Here is a 16884-nt window from a genome sequence, read left to right as displayed (position 1 = left end):
GTCCCGACAGATGAGGTGCGAACCGGCCATGGCCGTCGTAACCATGAGGCAGCTGCTTGACAGCGGCGTGCACTTCGGGCATCAGACCCGGCGCTGGAACCCGAAGATGAAGCGTTACATCTTCACCGAGCGCAACGGCATCTACATCATCGACCTGCAGCAGACGCTGACCTACATTGACAGGGCTTTCGAGTTCGTCAAGGAGACGGTCGCGCACGGCGGGTCGATCCTGTTCATCGGCACGAAGAAGCAGGCGCAGGAGGCCATCGCGAACGAGGCCCTCCGCGTCGGCATGCCGTACGTGAACCAGCGCTGGCTGGGCGGCATGCTCACCAACTTCTCCACGGTCCACAAGAGGCTTCAGCGCCTCAAGGAGCTGGAGTCGATGGAGCAGACCGGCGGCTTCCAGGGTTTCACCAAGAAGGAAATCCTGATGATGAACCGCGAGAAGGACAAGCTGGAGCGCACGCTCGGCGGTATCCGCGACATGTCCAAGGTGCCCAGCGCCGTGTGGATCGTGGACACCAAGAAGGAGCACATCGCGGTCGGTGAGGCTCGCAAGCTGAACATCCCGATCGTCGCGATCCTCGACACCAACTGCGACCCGGACGAGGTCGACTACCCGATTCCGGGTAACGACGACGCGATCCGTTCCGCGGCTCTGCTGACCAAGGTGGTGGCCGAGGCCGCCGCCGCCGGTCTCATGCAGCGCTCCGGCGCCCGTCGCGACGCCGCCGACGGCCAGGACAAGCCCGAGGTCGCGACCGACGAGCCGCTGGCGGAGTGGGAGCAGGAGCTCCTCACCACCAACGCGGCCGTCGCGACTGAGGCCCCGGCCGAGGCAGCCCCGGCCGAGCAGCCCGTCCAGTCCTGATTTCCCCCACGCGGCGCCCGCACACCAGCGGGCGCCGCGTGACTCAAGCGCGTACATCGCAGAAGGAAAACGATGGCGAACTACACCACCGCGGACGTCAAGAAGCTCCGCGAGCTGACCGCCGCCGGCATGATGGACTGCAAGAAGGCGCTGGACGAGGCTGACGGCGACTTCGACAAGGCCGTCGAGATCCTGCGCATCAAGGGCGCCAAGGACGTCGGCAAGCGCGCCGAGCGCACCACGTCCAACGGCCTCGTCGCCGTCAAGGACGGCGCGATGGTCGAGCTGCGTTGCGAGACCGACTTCGTCGCCAAGAACGCCGACTTCATCGCCCTCGCGGACGACATCGTCGCGCTCGCCAAGGCCAACAAGGTCGCCGACGTCGAGGCCCTCAAGGCCGTCGAGGTCGACGGCAAGACCGTGGACGCGCTGGTTCAGGAGTTCTCCGCCAAGATCGGCGAGAAGCTCGAGCTGGCCAAGGCCGTCGACTTCGACGGCACCGTCTCGGTCTACCTGCACAAGCGCGCCGCTGACCTGCCGCCCGCCGTCGGCGTGCTGGTCGAGTACACCGGTGACAACGCCGAGGCCGCGAAGGGTGCCGCGATGCAGATCGCCGCCATGCGCCCGAAGTACGTCACCCGTGACGAGGTTCCCGAGGAGCTCGTCGCCAACGAGCGTCGCATCGCCGAGGAGACCGCTCGCGAGGAGGGCAAGCCCGAGGGCGCGCTCCCCAAGATCGTCGAGGGTCGCGTCAACGGCTTCTTCAAGGACGTCGTGCTCACCGAGCAGGCCTCCGTGACGGACAGCAAGAAGACGGTCAAGGCTCTTCTGGACGAGGCCGGCGTGACGGTTACCCGTTTCGCTCGGTTCGAGGTCGGCCAGAGCTGATTGCGGTGAGGGCGGGGTTGCGGCAACAGGCGACCCCGCCCTCAGCATGTCCAGACGATTCCTTCCCAAAGGCGCGAGGAGAGGACCTGTGAGCGAAGAAGGTAGCCACGGCTACAACCGGGTGATGCTCAAGCTCGGTGGCGAGATGTTCGGCGGTGGTGGCGTCGGAGTTGATCCCGACGTCGTCCAGACAGTCGCCAAGCAGATCGCGGCCGTCCACAAGTCCGGCGTGCAGGTGGCCGTCGTGATCGGTGGTGGCAACTTCTTCCGCGGGTCCGAGCTCCAGCAGCGCGGGATGGACCGCTCGCGCGCCGACTACATGGGCATGCTCGGCACGGTCATGAACTGCCTGGCGCTGCAGGACTTCCTCGAGCGCGAGCACGGCATCGACACCCGCGTGCAGACCTCCATCCAGATGACGCAGGTCGCCGAGTCGTACATCCCCCGCCGCGCGATGCGTCACCTCGAGAAGGAACGCGTCGTGATCTTCGGTGGCGGCGCCGGCCTGCCGTACTTCTCCACGGACACCACCGCCGCCCAGCGCGCTCTGGAGATCGGCTGCGAGATCGTCCTGATGGCCAAGGCCGTCGACGGCGTCTACACGGCCGACCCCAAGATCGACCCGGACGCGCTGATGTTCGACAACATCACCCACCGCGAGGTGCTGGAGCGCGGCCTCAACGTCGCCGATGCCACGGCCTTCAGCCTCTGCATGGACAACAACATGCCGATCCTCGTCTTCAACCTCCTCACCGAGGGGAACATCGCGCGCGCGGTGCGTGGTGAGAAGATCGGCACTCTGGTCAGCACCCCCGGTGGCCGCCCGGCCTTCTAGACCTGGTGGGATCAAGACCAGACCGGGATTCGGGCACGTACACGCAGAGCAAGGAGCAGTCGTGATCGACGAGACCCTCCTCGACGCCGAGGAGAAGATGGAAAAGGCGGTTTCGGTCGCGAAGGAGAACCTCTCCTCCGTCCGAACCGGTCGTGCGACTCCCTCGATGTTCAACCGCATTCACATCGACTACTACGGCTCGATGACGCCGCTGAACCAGATGGCCAGCATCACGGTCCCTGAGGCGCGCATGGCAGTCGTGAAGCCGTACGACGCGGGCCAGCTGAACGCGATCGAGAAGGCGATCAGGGACTCCGACCTGGGCGTCAACCCGAGCAACGACGGCAGCATCATCCGCATCGTCATCCCGCAGCTCTCCGAGGAGCGCCGCAGGGACATGGTGAAGGTCGCGAAGCAGAAGGGCGAGGACGCGCGCGTCTCCGTCCGCGGTGTCCGCCGCAAGGCGAAGGAAGAGATCGACCGTCTCGTCAAGGACGGCGAGGTGGGCGAGGACGACGGTGCTCGTGGTGAGAAGGAGCTCGACGCTCTGACCCACAAGTACACCGCGCAGGTCGACGAGCTCGTGAAGCACAAGGAAGCCGAGCTTCTCGAAGTCTGATGTTCCTGATGGTTTCGCCCGGCCGAGTCGCGCCGCAGGCGTGAGTGCCCTGGCCGGGCGGAGGTCGTGATGGGAGCACAGATGGCAGGCAGTCCAGCGGACGTGCCCGCGTCGAAGCCTTCGCGGGCGGGACGTGACCTGCGGTCCGCGATCCTGGTCGGTGTCGGGCTCGGCGCCGTCATCATCGTGTCGCTGCTGACCGTCCGGCAGACCTTCATCGCCATCGTCGCGGCAGCCGCGGCGGTGGCGACGTGGGAGCTCGCGACCGAGCTGAAGAAGAAGGGCTACAACGTCGCGCTGTGGCCCGCGCTCATCGGCGGCCAGGCGATCATCTGGCTCTCCTGGCCGTGGGAACGCACGGGCATCACGACGGCGTTCGTGATCACCGTCCTGGTGTGCATGGCCTGGCGGTTCCGCGGCGGCTCCGACGGCTACCTGCGCGACCTCAGCGCGTCCGTCTTCACGGTCGCGTACGTGCCGCTGATGGCGGCGTTCGCGGCCATGCTCGTCGTTCCGGAGAAGGACGGCGCGGGCCGCGCCTTCGCGTTCCTCATCGGTGTCGTGCTGTCCGACGTCGGCGGCTACGCGGCCGGTGTCTTCCTCGGCAAGCACCCGATGGCCCCGACGATCAGCCCGAAGAAGTCCTGGGAGGGCTTCGCCGGCTCACTGGTCGCGGGCATGGCCGGCGGCGCGGTCACGGTCACCACGCTGCTCGACGGCCAGTGGTGGCACGGCGTGCTGTTCGGTGCCGCGCTCGTCGTCACGGCCACCGCGGGCGACCTGGTCGAGTCGCTGATCAAGCGCGACCTCGGCATCAAGGACATGGGCACGCTGCTGCCCGGCCACGGCGGCATCATGGACCGGATGGACTCGCTCCTCCCGTCCGCTGTCGCGTCCTGGCTGCTGCTGCACCTCTTCGTGCAGTAGCGGCGGCGCGTCAGTCGTCGTACGGGTCGTCCACCTCGGTGCGCGGCTCGGCCTCGATCACGCGCGACTGGTCGATCACCGAGAACGCCGCACCCGCGTGGTCCTCGACGACGGTGATGCGTCCGAACGGGGTGTCGTAGGGCTCGACGGTCACCCGGCCGCCGAGCTCCAGCACCCGGTACGCCACCGAGTCGGTGCCGATCTCGGGCGCCGCGTTGAAGTACACCATCCAGTGGGAGCGCTCTCCGTACGGGAACTCGCGGCCCATCTTCTGCCGGCCGATCACCTCGGTGCCCTCGACGGACCACGACGCGTAGTCCAGCCGGTGGCCGTCGCCGATCTGCGTGATGTCGTAGTGGCACAGTTCGCCGAAGAACTCGTCGGCCGCCGCACCGTCCCGGGTGTTCAGCTCGGCCCACGCGTAGGCGCCGTGCCCGCCCGTGCCGAAGCGCCAGTCCGGTGGCACGTGCCGGAACCCGACGACTGCGCCGGTCGGGTCGGCGATCACGGTGCTCTGCGTGTGGTCGGCGGAGTCCTCAGGGTTGCGCAGCACGGATCCGCCTAAGTGGAACGCCTTCTCCGCGGTGGCTCGCGCATGGGGTGTGACCAGGTACAACCGCCACGAGTCCGGCTCGCCCTGCGGCAGTCCGGCGACGGGGATGCCGTCGACCATCGCCACGGTGTAGCCGTCGTCGTCGGCGTAGTGCCAGCCGAACAGGCCGGTGTAGAACTCGATGGCGCCCTTGAGGTCGTCCACGGTCCGCTCGGCCCAGCACGGACTACCGGAGAGCAACGGTGCGAGCTGGGGAGTGTTCGGCGCGATCGACACTGCCACCTCCTGCAGGGAAGAGATGCGATCACGCTACGCCGCAGTTGGGCCAATTCGAACGGTCACCGGCAAATCGAGGCCCTACAGTGTCTTCGTGAGGGGATTCGTGCGGGCGGCGCTGAACGCGGTGCGCCCGGCAGATGTCGTGCCGAGCCCGAACATCTGGCATTGGCCTGACGTCTACGAGGTCGAGAATCGCGCGCAGGACGTGCACGGTGCGATTTGGGCGGCGATAAGTAACGAATGTCCGTTTGACGGACTGGACGTCGTCGACGTCGGCTGCGGCGACGGCTTCCACCTGCCGATCTTCGCCCGGTCCGCGAAGTCCGTGACAGGTGTCGAACCGCACCCGCCGCTCGTCGTACGCGCCAAGCACCGGGTGGCTCAACTCCACAACGCCCGCGTCGTTTCCGGTCCCGCGCAAGGGCTGCCGCTCGACGACGCCTCAGCGGATCTCGTGCACGCCCGCACCGCCTACTTCTTCGGGCCGGGCTGCGAACCGGGGCTGCGCGAGGCGGACCGGGTGCTGCGGCCCGGCGGTGCGCTCGCGATCGTCGACCTGGACGGCACGGCCGATCCGTACGGGCCGTGGCTGCGTGCCGACGAACCGCGCTACGACCCCGCCGCGGTAGAGAAGTTCTTCGCGGACAACGGTTTCTCGCTCACCCGCGTCACCGCCGAGTGGCGGTTCGAAAATCGAGAAGACCTGGAATCGGTGCTGCGCATAGAGTTCTCGGCCGAGGTCGCCGCGCGTGCGATCGCGTCGGTCGACGGGCTGAGCTTCCCGGTCGGCTACCGGCTGCACGTGCGGCGCAAGCCGAAGGGGCTGATCGTGTGATCCGTGAGATGCAACGTCTCACTCAACGGCTCTGGTCGCAGAGCGCGAACTGGCACGTCGGAGACCTTGCGTGGCAACGGTTCGAGCACGTCGGCCGCGAGCCGGAGTGGCAGTTCGAGCTGTGGCAGCGCGATGGCGAGACGGCCGCATGGGCCTGGGAGCAGCGCGGCACCGACTTGTTCCTCCAGGTCGATCCCGCGCATCCCGATCTCGCCGACGAGGTCCTGAAGCGGTTTCCCGACCGCGAGGTGATGATCCTCGACGCCGAAACCCATCTGATCGCAGCTCTGGAACGCCACGGGTACTCACGGAAGGACGGCGAGTATCAGGTCTTCATGACCCACGACCTGCGTGACCTGCCCGAGCCGTCGCTGCCGGAAGGCTTCACCGCCCGGTCCGTCACCGAGGCGGATCTGGCCCGGCGCGTCGAGATCCACCAACGGGTCTGGAATCCCTCGCGCGTGACGGAGGAGAGCTACCGCAACGTGATGGCGGCCTGGCCGTACCGCACGGATCTCGACTGGGTGGTGGAAGCGCCGGATGGCCGATTCGCGGCGTATTGCCTGATGTGGTTGGACGACCAGAACCGCGTCGGCGAACTCGAACCCGTTGGCACGCATCCGGATTTCCGCCGAATGGGCCTGGGTGCCGCGGCGTGTTTCGGCGCGATGCGGGCGTTGCGCGACTTGGGTGCGGATCAGGCGATCGTCTATCCGTTCCACGAAAATCCCGCGGAGAAGTTCTACGAGCAGCTGGGCTTCCGGCCCTACGCTCGCACGCTGAATTTCACCCGCTAGACCGTTCGGGCTCTGTTGCCCGAGGTCGTCTCATATGTACATTCCCTCAGCTTCGTCGCCGCGACGTACTGGGGGTACGCGATGAGACGCCGGTTCCTGCTCGCGTTGCTGCTGTTGCTGGGTGTGTTCGTGGTGCCGCCAAGTCACGCAGCGCCACCTTCCGCAGATCTCAGCGCCATGTTCAACACCTACGGTGACCAAGGCGGGCACTGGACCGGTGCCGACAGCACGGTGTCCGTGCAACTGCCCGACGGACGTGTCGCGTGGCTGTTCTCCGACACGTTCCTCGGCACGGTCAACCCGGACCACTCACGGCCCAAGAGCGCGCCGTTCATCCACAACTCGATCGTCGTGCAGCAGGGCAACCAGCTCGTGCAGACCCTGCACGGCGGTACGACGGCGAACCCCACCTCGCTGGTCAACGCCACCAACCCCGACGAGTTCTACTGGATCGGCGCGGCCAAGGTGCAGGACGGCGTGCTGAAAGCGATCTACGGCCGCTACAGCAAGGCAGGCGAGGGACCGCTCGGCTTCGTCAGGGTCGGTACCGCGCTCGTGACGTTCTCGCTGCCGGCGCTCGCCGTCACCAGCGTCACCGACCTGACGCTCGACAAGAAGGTCGGCTGGGGCTCGGCGATCGTCTCGGACGGCGGCTACGACTACGTCTACGGCACCGAGGACGTCGACGGCTACAAGTTCGCCCACGTCGCCAGGACGACGAACCTCGGCGGCGCGTGGCAGTTCTGGAACGGCACCACGTGGGTCGCGCAGGAGAGCCAGTCCGCGCGCCTGCTCTCCGGCGCCGGCACCTCGTTCTCCGTGGTGCGCAACGGAAACCAGTTCGTGCTCGCCACCCACGACGGCAACACGCCGTTCGGTCCGTGGCTCGCCGCGTACACCGCGCCCAGCCCGACCGGCCCGTTCTCCGGGCCTGCGTACCTGTACAAGGCGCCGGAGCCGGAGATCAGCACGAACTGGCAGTTCCCCTACGACGCGCAGCTGCATCAGGAACAGGCGAGCCCCGGCACGCTTCTGTTGTCCTACAACAACAACAGTCTCAACAACGAGGACAACTACAGCGACGCGCGGATCTACCGGCCCCGGTTCGTCGACGTGCCGTGGCCGCCCGCCACACCGGACCCGTCGACCGTGCCCTCCGCACCGGCCGGGGTCGCGGCGACCACCGACACCGAGGGCGGCGGCAAGGTCACCTGGACCGCCCAGAACGGCCTGAGCTACTGGGTCTACCAGCGGGACGTCACGGCCGGGCAGACGCACTTCGCGCGCTCTCCCAAGCAGGACACGGCCGGCGAACACGGCCTCGGCGGTCTGCGCGACGGGCACACCTACGAGTTCAAGGTGTCCGGGGTCAACGCGAACGGCGAAGGCGCCTTCTCGTCCACGGTCAGCGTCACCGCGCACGTCACGCCCCCACCCGCGCCGGGCAACCTGCGCGCCACACCAGGTACGAACGCCGACGTGGCACTGCAGTGGAACGCCGTGACGGGCAACGCGCAGTACCAGATCTACCGGCGCGACGTCACCGCGAACGAAGCCGACTTCACCGAGGTGTGGTTCCCGAACCCGAACAGCACCAGCTTCACGGTGACCGACCTCGTGCCCGGCCACACCTACGAGTTCAAGGTCCTGGCCCGCAACGGCGGTGGCCAGAGCGGCCCGTCCAACGTCGTCCAGGCGGTCGTGCAGGTCGCGCCACCACCCGTGCCGACCGGCCTGACCGCTGCCGCGCAAAGCGATGGCAGCGTGAAGCTGCAGTGGGCGTCCGCGGGCGACGGCCTCTGGTACTGGGTCTATCAGCGCGATGTGACCGCAGGGGAGACCGACTTCAAGCGGCTCACCTATCCCGTGGCGGACGGCACCGCGGCGCAGCCGGGTCTGTTGCAGAGCGGGCACGTCTACGAGTTCGCGGTCACCTCGATCAACCGGTTCAACGTCGAGTCGGGACGGTCGGGCGTCGTGTCCGCGACCGCGCGGTGGGACAAGCCCGCGGCGCCCACCGGACTGACCGCGGCCGCTCAGGGCGACGGCAGCGTGAAGCTGCAGTGGAACTCGGCGGGCGAGAACCTCTGGTACTGGGTGTACCAGCGGGATGTGACCGCAGGTGAGAGCTTCATCCAGCTGCAGTACCCGATCACCGACGGCACCAGCTTCCAGCCGGGTCTGCTGTTGAAGGACCACGTCTACGAGTTCAAGGTGAGCGGTGTCAACGCGGGCGGTGAGGGTCCGGCGAGCGCGGTCGTGCAGGCGACGGCTCGCTACGACGCACCCGCCGCGCCGGTCGGGCTGACCGCCACGCCGGGCGACGGCACGGTCGCGTTGAACTGGAGTGCGGTGCCCAGCGCCTGGTACTGGGTCTACCAGCGCGACGTGACGGCGGGCGAGGAGAACTTCACCAAGCTGGAGTACCCGATCACGTCCGGCGCGTCGTTCACCGCGGGCCTGCTGACCAACGGGCACACCTATGAGTTCAAGATCTCCGCGATCACCAACGGCGGTGAGGGCGCGGCGAGTGCGGTGGTGTCCGCGAAGCCCATGCCGCCGTTGCCGGCCAAGGTCGCCGGGCTCACCGCCACGCCGAAGCCGTCCGGTGAGATCGAACTCGGCTGGACCGCGCTGCCGAACGTCTACTACTGGATCTACCAACGGGACGTCACCGCTGGTCAGGGCTTCACCAAGCTGCCGTACCCCGCCGGTGAGGCGAAGTTCACGGCTGGTGGGCTGACGCACGGGCACGTCTACGAGTTCAAGATCGTGGCGACGAACCTCGCCGGTGACGGTCCCGCTTCCGACGTCCGGTCGGCCACCGCGACCTACGCGCTTCCCGCGGCTCCCGGCAACCTGCGCGGGGGTGCGGCCGGTGACGGCAGCGTCGACCTGCAGTGGGACTCGGCCGGGCCGAACCTCTACTACTGGGTCTACCGGCGGGACGTGACGGCGGGCGAGACCGCGTTCACGCGGGCCACGTACCCGACCGACCAGACGACGATGAGCTGGGAAGGGCTGCGCGACAGCCACGTCTACGAGTTCCAGGTGCGCGCGGAGAACGCGGGTGGACTCGGGGCCGTCTCCAACACCGTCAGCATCACGTCGCGCGGTGGTCTGCCGGCTCCGCCGACGAACCTGACGGCGTCACCCGGCAACGGCAGGGTGGTGCTGAACTGGACCGCGTCGCCCACCGGGAGCGTGTACTACTGGGTCTACTACCGCGACACCTCGATCGGTGAGGGCTTCCGCAAGCTCGACGTGCCGTTCGGATCGCCGACGGCGACGCTGGAGCCGTTGACCAACGGGCACACCTACGAGTTCAAGGTGTCCGCGACGAACTCAGCTGGTGACAGCAAGACGACTCCCGTTGTGAGCGCACGGCCGTTGCCGCCGCGTCCCGCCGCCGCTTCGTTGACCGCGATCGCCGGCAACGGAGAGGTGGGCCTCGGCTGGAACGCGGTCGAGCACGCCACGTACTTCTGGGTGGAGTACCGCGACACGACCGCGGGGCAGGTTGGCTGGCAACGGCTTCCGCTGCCCGTGCAGGCGTGGGCGCTCACCGTGAAGCCGCTCGCGAACGGCCACCGCTACGAGTTCCGGGTGATCTCCGGCAACGTCGCGGGGGAGAGCGGTGCGTCGAACGTGGTGGCCGCGACACCGGTGCCGCCACCGCCTGCCGCGCCGTCGAACCTGAGGGCGGTCGCCGGCGACAAGAGGGTGACGCTGACCTGGAACGCGAGCCCCAGCGGCCCGGTTTACCACTGGGTGTACTTCCGGCCGCAGGGCCACAGCCAGTGGTACTACTTCCAGTACCCGGCGAGCGGTACGTCGTTCACCGCCACCGGCCTGCTCAACGGGTTCAACTACGAGTTCCGCGTGACGGCGGCGAACCTCGGCGGCCAGAGTCCACCGTCCAACGTGGTCAGTGCGAAACCGTTCCAGCCCTTGCCTTCCGCCCCGAGTGGGCTGTCGGCGAGCGCGGGTGACGGGCGCGCGCAGCTCAGCTGGAACCCCAGCAGCGGTGCCGACTACTACTGGGTCTACTTCCAGCCGCAGGGCCAGTCGAGCTGGTTCTACTTCCCGAACCCTGTCCACGGCACGTCGTTCAACGCCACCGGCCTGCTCAACGGTTACAACTACTCGTTCTACGTGCGTGCGGCGAACGAGGCAGGCCAAGGCAATGCGTCGAACACCGTGACGGTCAAACCCCTGCCGCCGCTACCTGTCGCGCCCTCCTGGATCTACGCCTCGGCGGAGCGCAACACCCCGAAGGTGAACGTGTCGTGGGGCGCGAGCCCGACAACGGGTGTCCTCTACTCGCTCGAGTACCGCAACGCGTCTGACAACGGCCCGTGGTACCCGATGTCCACCACCAACCGTCCGAGCGATTACCTGCACCAGCGGCCGGTCGGCGTGAAGTGGGAGTTCCGCGTCTCCATGTCCAACATGGCCGGCAAGGTGTACTCACCGGTCGCGGCGGCCGTGTCGAACGTGTGGATGCCGGACTTCCAGTACAACTGGCAGAACATCGGCAACGGCTCGAACGCGGCCGCGTACCTGGTGGTGCAGAAGCTCGGCCTGGAATGTGCGACGAGCAACCGCCAACGGGTGTGCTTCGGCTTCAGCCCGACTGCCACCGGCCAGCCGATCACGATCGGCGACTACTTCTTCTTCCCGCAGAGCAAGGACAGGCTCAACCAGCTCACCAAGTGCGAAGCGGAGGAGAAGCTGAGCCTGCGCGGCCGGTACGGCACGGGAGTGGCGGAGAACAACTCGCAGCAGTTGCTCAGGCATGAGGCCGTGCACACGTGGCAGACGACGTTCTTCGCGTCGTACGGATCGTTCGTGACCGCCTACGCGATCGCCTCCGCGGCCTCCTGGAAAGCGGCGGGCAACCCCTGGCGGCTGAACAAGTTCGAAACGGACGCGAATCTGTACTGGGGCGGCTACCTCGGGCCGTACAGCGGCACGAACGACTGCTGGTAGCGGACTAGGCTCCGGTTCGTGGAGAAGCGAATCGCAGGCAGGTTGAACCGCCAGGTCGGCGTCGTGGGGCTGGGTTGCTGGCAACTCGGCGCCGACTGGGGCGAGGTGGATGAGAGCGAGGCGCTCGCGCTGCTGCACGCCGCCGCCGACACGGGTGTCGACTTCTTCGACACCGCCGACGTGTACGGCGACGGCCGCAGCGAGACGCTCGTCGGGCGGTTCCTCAAGGAGCGTCAGGGCGACGTGTTCGTCGCCACGAAGATGGGGCGGCGACTGCCGGCGCAGACCACGGAGGGGTACAACCGGGAGAACTTCCTCGCGTGGAACGACCGCAGCCGCCGCAATCTGGGTGTCGACACGCTGGACCTCGTGCAGCTGCACTGCCCGCCCACGCCGGCGTACAGCCGCGACGAGGTGTTCGACACCTTGGACGAAATGGTTGAGCAGCAACGGATCGCTGCCTATGGCATGTCTGTGGAGAAGGTCGAGGAGGCGCTGGCGGCGATCAGGCGTCCGCACGTGGCCAGCGTGCAGATCATCCTGAACGCGTTCCGGCTCAAGCCCCTCGAGCAGGTGCTGCCGGCCGCGGCCGAGGCGGGTGTGGCGATCATCGCGCGGGTGCCGCTCGCGTCCGGGTTGCTGTCCGGGAAGTACACGGCGGCAACGACTTTCGGCGCGGACGATCACCGCAACTACAACCGCAACGGCGAGGCGTTCGACGTCGGCGAGACCTTCTCCGGGGTCCCGTACGAGGTCGGCCTGGAGGCCGTCGAGCGGTTGCGGCCGCTGGTGCCGGAAGGTGCCACGATGGCGCAGTTCGCGTTGCGCTGGATCATCGACCAGCCCGGTGTCACGGTCGTGATCCCCGGTGCGCGCAACGTTTCGCAGGCGGCCGCGAACTCACGGGCTGCCGCTCTGGCGCCCGTCGACTCGGCGGCTGTCGCCGCCGTCTACGACGAGCTGATCCGGCCGCACGTGCACGACCGGTGGTAGGTCACTCCTCGGCGAGGATGGCGTACAGCTTGCGCCGCAACTCGTTGTAGAGCTCGACCGCGCGGGCCTTCTGCTCGGGCGTGCCCGCGTGGGAGATCTGCTCCATCGCGCTGCCCATCAGCCGGACCGCCGACCGCAGTTCGCCGTCGACCGGGTCGAGCTGGATGTCGATGTCGCGCCAGGGCGGGGCCGTGTGCTCCGTCCTGCCGTGCTCGGTGACGGTGAACAGCTTCTTGCCTCCTTCCTCGACCGCGGAGATGAGGCCTTCGTCGGCGAGCATCTGCAGCGTCGGGTAGACCGAGCCTGGGCTCGGGCTCCACACGCCGCCGGTGCGCTTGGCGATCTCCTGAATGATCTCGTAGCCGTGCATCGGCCGTTCTGCCAGCAAGGACAGAACCGCCGCCCGGACGTTGCCGCGCCTCTGGCGGCCGCCCCTGCCACCGCCCCCGAAGGGACCGTGGCGATGTCTGTGGTGGTGCTCTCTGTGGTGTGGTCTCATCATCATGTCGCTAACGATATATCGGAACCTATCGCGATGCAACGGTCTTGTGTCGCTGAAGTTCGTGGGACACTAGATGTGCTATGACCTCGCTTCCCCTTGTCTTCGACGCGCCCAAGCGCGGCCTGCCGCCGCGCCACCTCGTCGACCTGTCACCTGCCGAACGCGCGGAAGCCGTTGCGGCCCTGGGCGAAAAGCCGTTCCGCGCCAAGCAGCTGTCGAACCACTACTTCAGCCGCCTGACCGTGAACCCGGCCGAGATGACCGACATCCCGGCCGCCACGCGCGACAAGCTCGTCGCCGACCTGATGCCGCCGCTGTTCACAGTCGTGCGCAAGGTCACCACCGACGAGGGCACCACGGCCAAAACCCTGCTGCGCGCCCACGACGGCACGCTCATCGAGTCCGTCCTCATGCGCTACCCGGACCGCGCGACCCTGTGCATCTCGTCACAGGCCGGCTGCGGCATGGCCTGCCCGTTCTGCGCAACGGGCCAGGGCGGCCTGCAACGCAACCTGTCGACCGCCGAAATCGTGGACCAGGTCAGGCTGGGTGCCGCGGCGATGCGCGACGGCGACATCCCCGGCGGACCAGGCCGGCTCTCCAACATCGTCTTCATGGGCATGGGCGAACCGCTCGCGAACTACAAGCGCGTGATCGAGGCCGTGCACCGCATCACCGCCCCGGCACCGGACGGCCTCGGCATCTCGCAGCGCACCGTCACCGTGTCGACGGTGGGCCTGGTGCCGGCGATCAAGAAGCTGACCGAGGAGAAGCTGCAGGTGCGGTTGGCGGTGTCGCTGCACACGCCGGACGACGAGCTGCGCAACACCCTGGTGCCGGTGAACACCCGGTGGGACGTCGCCGAGGTGCTGGAGGCGGCGCGCGCGTACGCCGACCAGACCGGGCGGCGGGTGTCGATCGAGTACGCGCTGATCCGCGACATCAACGACCAGGGCTGGCGGGCGGATCTGCTCGGCAAGAAGCTGCGCAAGTACCTGGGGCAGCTGGTGCACGTGAACCTGATTCCGCTGAACCCGACTCCTGGATCGAAGTGGGACGCGTCGCCCAAGCCTGTTGAGCGGGAGTTCGTGCGGCGGGTGCGGGAGCAGGGTGTGGAGTGCACCGTGCGCGACACTCGTGGGCAGGAGATCGCCGCGGCTTGCGGTCAGCTGGCTGCTGAGGGCTGACCTGGGGATTGGCTGGCAGAACTACTACTCGCACGCTCAGGTGCTAGCATTGACTGCAATGACAGCATCGGAGGTGGATCATGGCGGTCCTGACGATCCGAGACTTCGACGAAAGCCTGAAAGCGAAGCTCAGGATTCGTGCGGCTGAGCACGGCCGGTCGATGGAAGCCGAGGTGCGCGCGATTCTCGCGGCGGTGTTGACCAAGTCCGACTCAGGTCCCGGTATGGGGACGAGGATTCAACAACGCTTCGCCGACGTGGATGAGGTCTCGTTCGAACCTCCTCAGCGCACGGAGCGGGCACGAGCAGCGGAATTTCCCGAGTGATCGTTCTTGACACCAACGTCGTTTCGGAACTGATGAGGCAGCTTCCGAACGACGAGGTGATTCGCTGGGTCGATCGCTACCCGGCCGACGAAGTCTTCATCACCGCCGTGACGGCCGCCGAGCTCGCGTACGGGGTCGAGCGAATGCCGGACGGCCAACGCAGGACAGTGCTCGCGGTCAAGGTCTCGGAACTGTTGACCGAGGACTTCCAGGGGCAGATTCTGCCGTTCGACGGTGCGGCAGCCGGCTACTACGGCGAGATCGCGGCTGCGCGTGAGGAACAGGGCTCCCCGATCAGCATGGCCGATGCGCAGATCGCTGCCATCTGCCGCCGTTTCGCGGCCTGCTTGGCCACTCGCAACACCAAGGATTTCATCGACACGGGCATCGCTTTGCTCAACCCATGGGGCGACGTACGCGAGTCGTAAGAAGGTGGACTCGCGCGGCGCGGGCGAAATTCGGTGGGGCGGTTCGCCGATGAGCCTTACCGTTTCCCGCGATGAAACTCGAGGGGGAACGCTGGCGCACGCTCGTCAGCACAGTGCGGCTGGGCCGTGACGAGTACCGGGTGGTGCGGCCTGCCCGGCCGGTGGCGCATGCCTCGATGCACCTCGCGTCCTGCGGTGTGAGCGTGACGGTGAACAAGGCGGCCGCCAAGGAGTTGGCGATGGCGTGGGCGTTTGCCATGCGGTCGCCGCGGACGTTGGTTTACTTGCCGTTGCGGCGCAAGGATTGTGAGTGCCGGATGTATGCCGCCGAGAACGACATTTCGGTGGATCTCGTTCTGCTGCACCACAGTTTGGGGTTTCCGGCTTCGCGGTGGAAGGACGTGCGGGCTCGGCTTCGGGGAGGCCGGCCGCACACCGTGGTGTGCCGGGGGTTGCCGAGGGACGTGTTGTGGCGGGGTGAGGCTCGGCATCGCGAGTTCAGGGACGAGTTGCGGTACCACTTCGCTGCGGACACCGCGTTCTTCACCGGGAGTTGGAAGGCGTTCGCGGCGGCCTGCACCGAGTTGCGGGAGATGGTCGAGGACTGGCCGCGGCTGATGCACGAGGAGCAGCGCGAGGGGTTCTGCGCCGAGATCTGGGCTGAGGGCATGCAGGGGGAGCAGCTGCATGTCCAGTACTGCCTCGAACATCGGGTGAGCAACCGCCGATGAAGCGAACCCCGGAACCTGCGCCGAGATCACGGTGGACCTGCTGTGGGAGTGGATGCGCGTGATGTACTGCTGCGAACATCGCGTGCACTGAGGGGAATTCGGTTGTGGGAGTGATGTACGACTACTTCGCCGCGCCGTCGGACGAGGTGGCGGCGACGGTGATCGACGGCGGGCCCTCGCAGTTCGGGCCGGTGGAGACCAAGTGGCTCGATCCCGTTGTGGTGATGGGGAAGTTGGAGGAGTTGCTCACGGGGCGGCCCTACGACGACGTGGTGCGCGATGAGCGGTCTGGGCAGCTGGTGGCGATGGAGGGCGACGGCGAGCTGCTGGTCCTCACCGTCACTGATGGATTGCGGGACGGGCTCCACCAGGCGTCCGACCTGAGCGACGTTGCCGTGGCTTGGGCGCAGATTGAGGAGTTGCAAAGGTGGGATCCCGTGGAGCTGGCTGAGATTCTGCACGAACTTCAGGCGCTGGCGCAGAAAGCGGTGAGCAAGGACGAACGGCTGTACTGCTGGGTTTGTGTCTAAGGCTTTACCTCGGTCAGTGCGCCGGTCGCCACGTCGAACACGAAGCCCCGCACGGAGTCCTTCACCGGCACGAACGGGTTCGCGAGGATGCGCCCGACGGACTGCCGGACGTCCTCTTCCAGGTCGCTGAACGCCTCGGCGGCCCAGGCGGGCTTCACGCCGACGTCGTCCTGGATCGAGCGCTTGAAGTCGTCGTCGGTGAACGTGAGCATGCCGCAGTCGGTGTGATGGATCAGGATGATCTCGCGGGTGCCGAGCAGGCGCTGGCTGATGGCGAGCGAGCGGATCTCGTCCTCGGTCACGACGCCGCCGGCGTTGCGGATGACGTGCGCTTCGCCTTCCCGCAGGCCCAGCACGCGGTAGACGTCGATGCGGGCGTCCATGCAGGCGACGACGGCCAGGTGCCTGGCGGGTGGCAGCGGGAGCGGGCCGGAGAACTGGGCTGAGTACGAGGCGTTGTTGGCGAGCAGTTCGTCGGTGACCGACATGTGCGAGGTCCTCTCACCTGGGCGTATGCCTTGAGCCAACTGCCGCATGCGCATACCTGCAACTGTGCCCAGGAGATGGGAAAGGCCCCCACTCAGAGAC

At 67.3% G+C, this 16884-nt stretch carries 17 protein-coding genes; 14 read left to right on the top strand and 3 right to left on the bottom strand.

Translation table 11 applies throughout. From position 1 onward, the window contains the following. The first annotated feature begins 28 nt into the window (after positions 1–28). The 5 genes from rpsB to SK803_RS33355 all read left to right on the top strand — a co-directional run bounded on the left by rpsB (position 29) and on the right by SK803_RS33355 (position 4143). Positions 29–874: a 30S ribosomal protein S2 gene (gene rpsB / locus SK803_RS33375; protein ID WP_319970150.1), complete on the top strand. Its 846-nt coding sequence runs from the start codon at positions 29–31 to the stop codon at positions 872–874. A gap of 72 nt (positions 875–946) precedes the next feature. Continuing rightward, positions 947–1762 (top strand): translation elongation factor Ts, encoded by an 816-nt coding sequence (gene tsf / locus SK803_RS33370; RefSeq protein WP_319970148.1) that lies wholly within the window; start codon positions 947–949, stop codon positions 1760–1762. 124 nt (positions 1763–1886) lie between these two features. After that, positions 1887–2597 carry a UMP kinase gene (gene pyrH / locus SK803_RS33365; protein ID WP_396426237.1) on the top strand — a complete coding sequence of 237 codons (711 nt, stop codon included), beginning with the start codon at positions 1887–1889 and terminating at the stop codon, positions 2595–2597. Between the two features lie 61 nt (positions 2598–2658). Beyond that, a complete protein-coding gene (gene frr / locus SK803_RS33360) occupies positions 2659–3216 on the top strand; it encodes a ribosome recycling factor (RefSeq protein ID WP_319970147.1) in 558 nt (185 codons plus the stop codon). A gap of 81 nt (positions 3217–3297) precedes the next feature. Further along, a complete protein-coding gene (locus SK803_RS33355) occupies positions 3298–4143 on the top strand; it encodes a phosphatidate cytidylyltransferase (RefSeq protein WP_319970146.1) in 846 nt (281 codons plus the stop codon). Between the two features lie 10 nt (positions 4144–4153). On the opposite strand, the gene SK803_RS33350 is transcribed toward SK803_RS33355, so the two are convergent. Further along, positions 4154–4978, bottom strand: coding sequence for a VOC family protein (locus SK803_RS33350; RefSeq protein ID WP_319970145.1), 825 nt, complete (start codon positions 4976–4978; stop codon positions 4154–4156). An 88-nt stretch (positions 4979–5066) separates the two neighbouring features. Between SK803_RS33350 and SK803_RS33345 the strand changes: the two genes are divergently transcribed. The 4 genes from SK803_RS33345 to SK803_RS33330 all read left to right on the top strand — a co-directional run bounded on the left by SK803_RS33345 (position 5067) and on the right by SK803_RS33330 (position 12592). After that, on the top strand, positions 5067–5810 hold the full coding sequence (locus SK803_RS33345; protein WP_319970144.1) for a class I SAM-dependent methyltransferase: 744 nt from the start codon (positions 5067–5069) through the stop codon (positions 5808–5810). A gap of 8 nt (positions 5811–5818) precedes the next feature. Beyond that, complete coding sequence (locus tag SK803_RS33340; RefSeq protein ID WP_319970143.1) at positions 5819–6607, top strand: GNAT family N-acetyltransferase; 789 nt, start codon at positions 5819–5821, stop codon at positions 6605–6607. Between the two features lie 81 nt (positions 6608–6688). Beyond that, positions 6689–11599: a fibronectin type III domain-containing protein gene (locus SK803_RS33335; protein ID WP_319970142.1), complete on the top strand. Its 4911-nt coding sequence runs from the start codon at positions 6689–6691 to the stop codon at positions 11597–11599. 18 nt (positions 11600–11617) lie between these two features. Continuing rightward, positions 11618–12592 (top strand): aldo/keto reductase, encoded by a 975-nt coding sequence (locus SK803_RS33330; protein WP_319970141.1) that lies wholly within the window; start codon positions 11618–11620, stop codon positions 12590–12592. A 1-nt stretch (position 12593) separates the two neighbouring features. Here the strand turns inward: SK803_RS33330 and SK803_RS33325 are convergent, their stop codons facing one another. Further along, positions 12594–12980: a PadR family transcriptional regulator gene (locus tag SK803_RS33325; RefSeq protein WP_319970140.1), complete on the bottom strand. Its 387-nt coding sequence runs from the start codon at positions 12978–12980 to the stop codon at positions 12594–12596. A 194-nt stretch (positions 12981–13174) separates the two neighbouring features. Here SK803_RS33325 and rlmN point away from each other — a divergent pair, with 194 nt between their 5' ends. The 5 genes from rlmN to SK803_RS33300 all read left to right on the top strand — a co-directional run bounded on the left by rlmN (position 13175) and on the right by SK803_RS33300 (position 16296). Further along, positions 13175–14281 (top strand): 23S rRNA (adenine(2503)-C(2))-methyltransferase RlmN, encoded by a 1107-nt coding sequence (rlmN, locus tag SK803_RS33320; protein ID WP_319970139.1) that lies wholly within the window; start codon positions 13175–13177, stop codon positions 14279–14281. An 80-nt stretch (positions 14282–14361) separates the two neighbouring features. Next, the gene (locus SK803_RS33315; protein ID WP_319970137.1) at positions 14362–14607 is read left to right on the top strand and encodes a FitA-like ribbon-helix-helix domain-containing protein; all 246 of its coding nucleotides are present in this window, start codon (positions 14362–14364) and stop codon (positions 14605–14607) included. Beyond that, positions 14604–15035, top strand: a complete 432-nt coding sequence (locus SK803_RS33310; protein ID WP_319970136.1) for a type II toxin-antitoxin system VapC family toxin — start codon at positions 14604–14606, stop codon at positions 15033–15035. Before SK803_RS33315 ends, SK803_RS33310 begins: the two co-directional genes overlap by 4 nt. A 71-nt stretch (positions 15036–15106) precedes the next feature. Further along, complete coding sequence (locus SK803_RS33305) at positions 15107–15766, top strand: hypothetical protein (RefSeq protein WP_319970135.1); 660 nt, start codon at positions 15107–15109, stop codon at positions 15764–15766. A 113-nt stretch (positions 15767–15879) separates the two neighbouring features. Continuing rightward, positions 15880–16296, top strand: coding sequence for a hypothetical protein (locus SK803_RS33300; protein WP_319970133.1), 417 nt, complete (start codon positions 15880–15882; stop codon positions 16294–16296). Here the strand turns inward: SK803_RS33300 and SK803_RS33295 are convergent. Continuing rightward, entirely contained in the window at positions 16293–16784 is a 492-nt protein-coding gene (locus SK803_RS33295; RefSeq protein WP_319970132.1) for a beta-class carbonic anhydrase, read from the bottom strand. The genes SK803_RS33300 and SK803_RS33295 overlap by 4 nt on opposite strands. Positions 16785–16884: the final 100 nt, after the last annotated feature.

It is taken from the genome of Lentzea miocenica (assembly GCF_033949945.1).
Lineage (GTDB): Bacteria > Actinomycetota > Actinomycetes > Mycobacteriales > Pseudonocardiaceae > Lentzea > Lentzea miocenica.
Note: the sequence above shows the minus strand (reverse complement) of the source record. Positions and strands in the feature narration are given on the sequence as shown.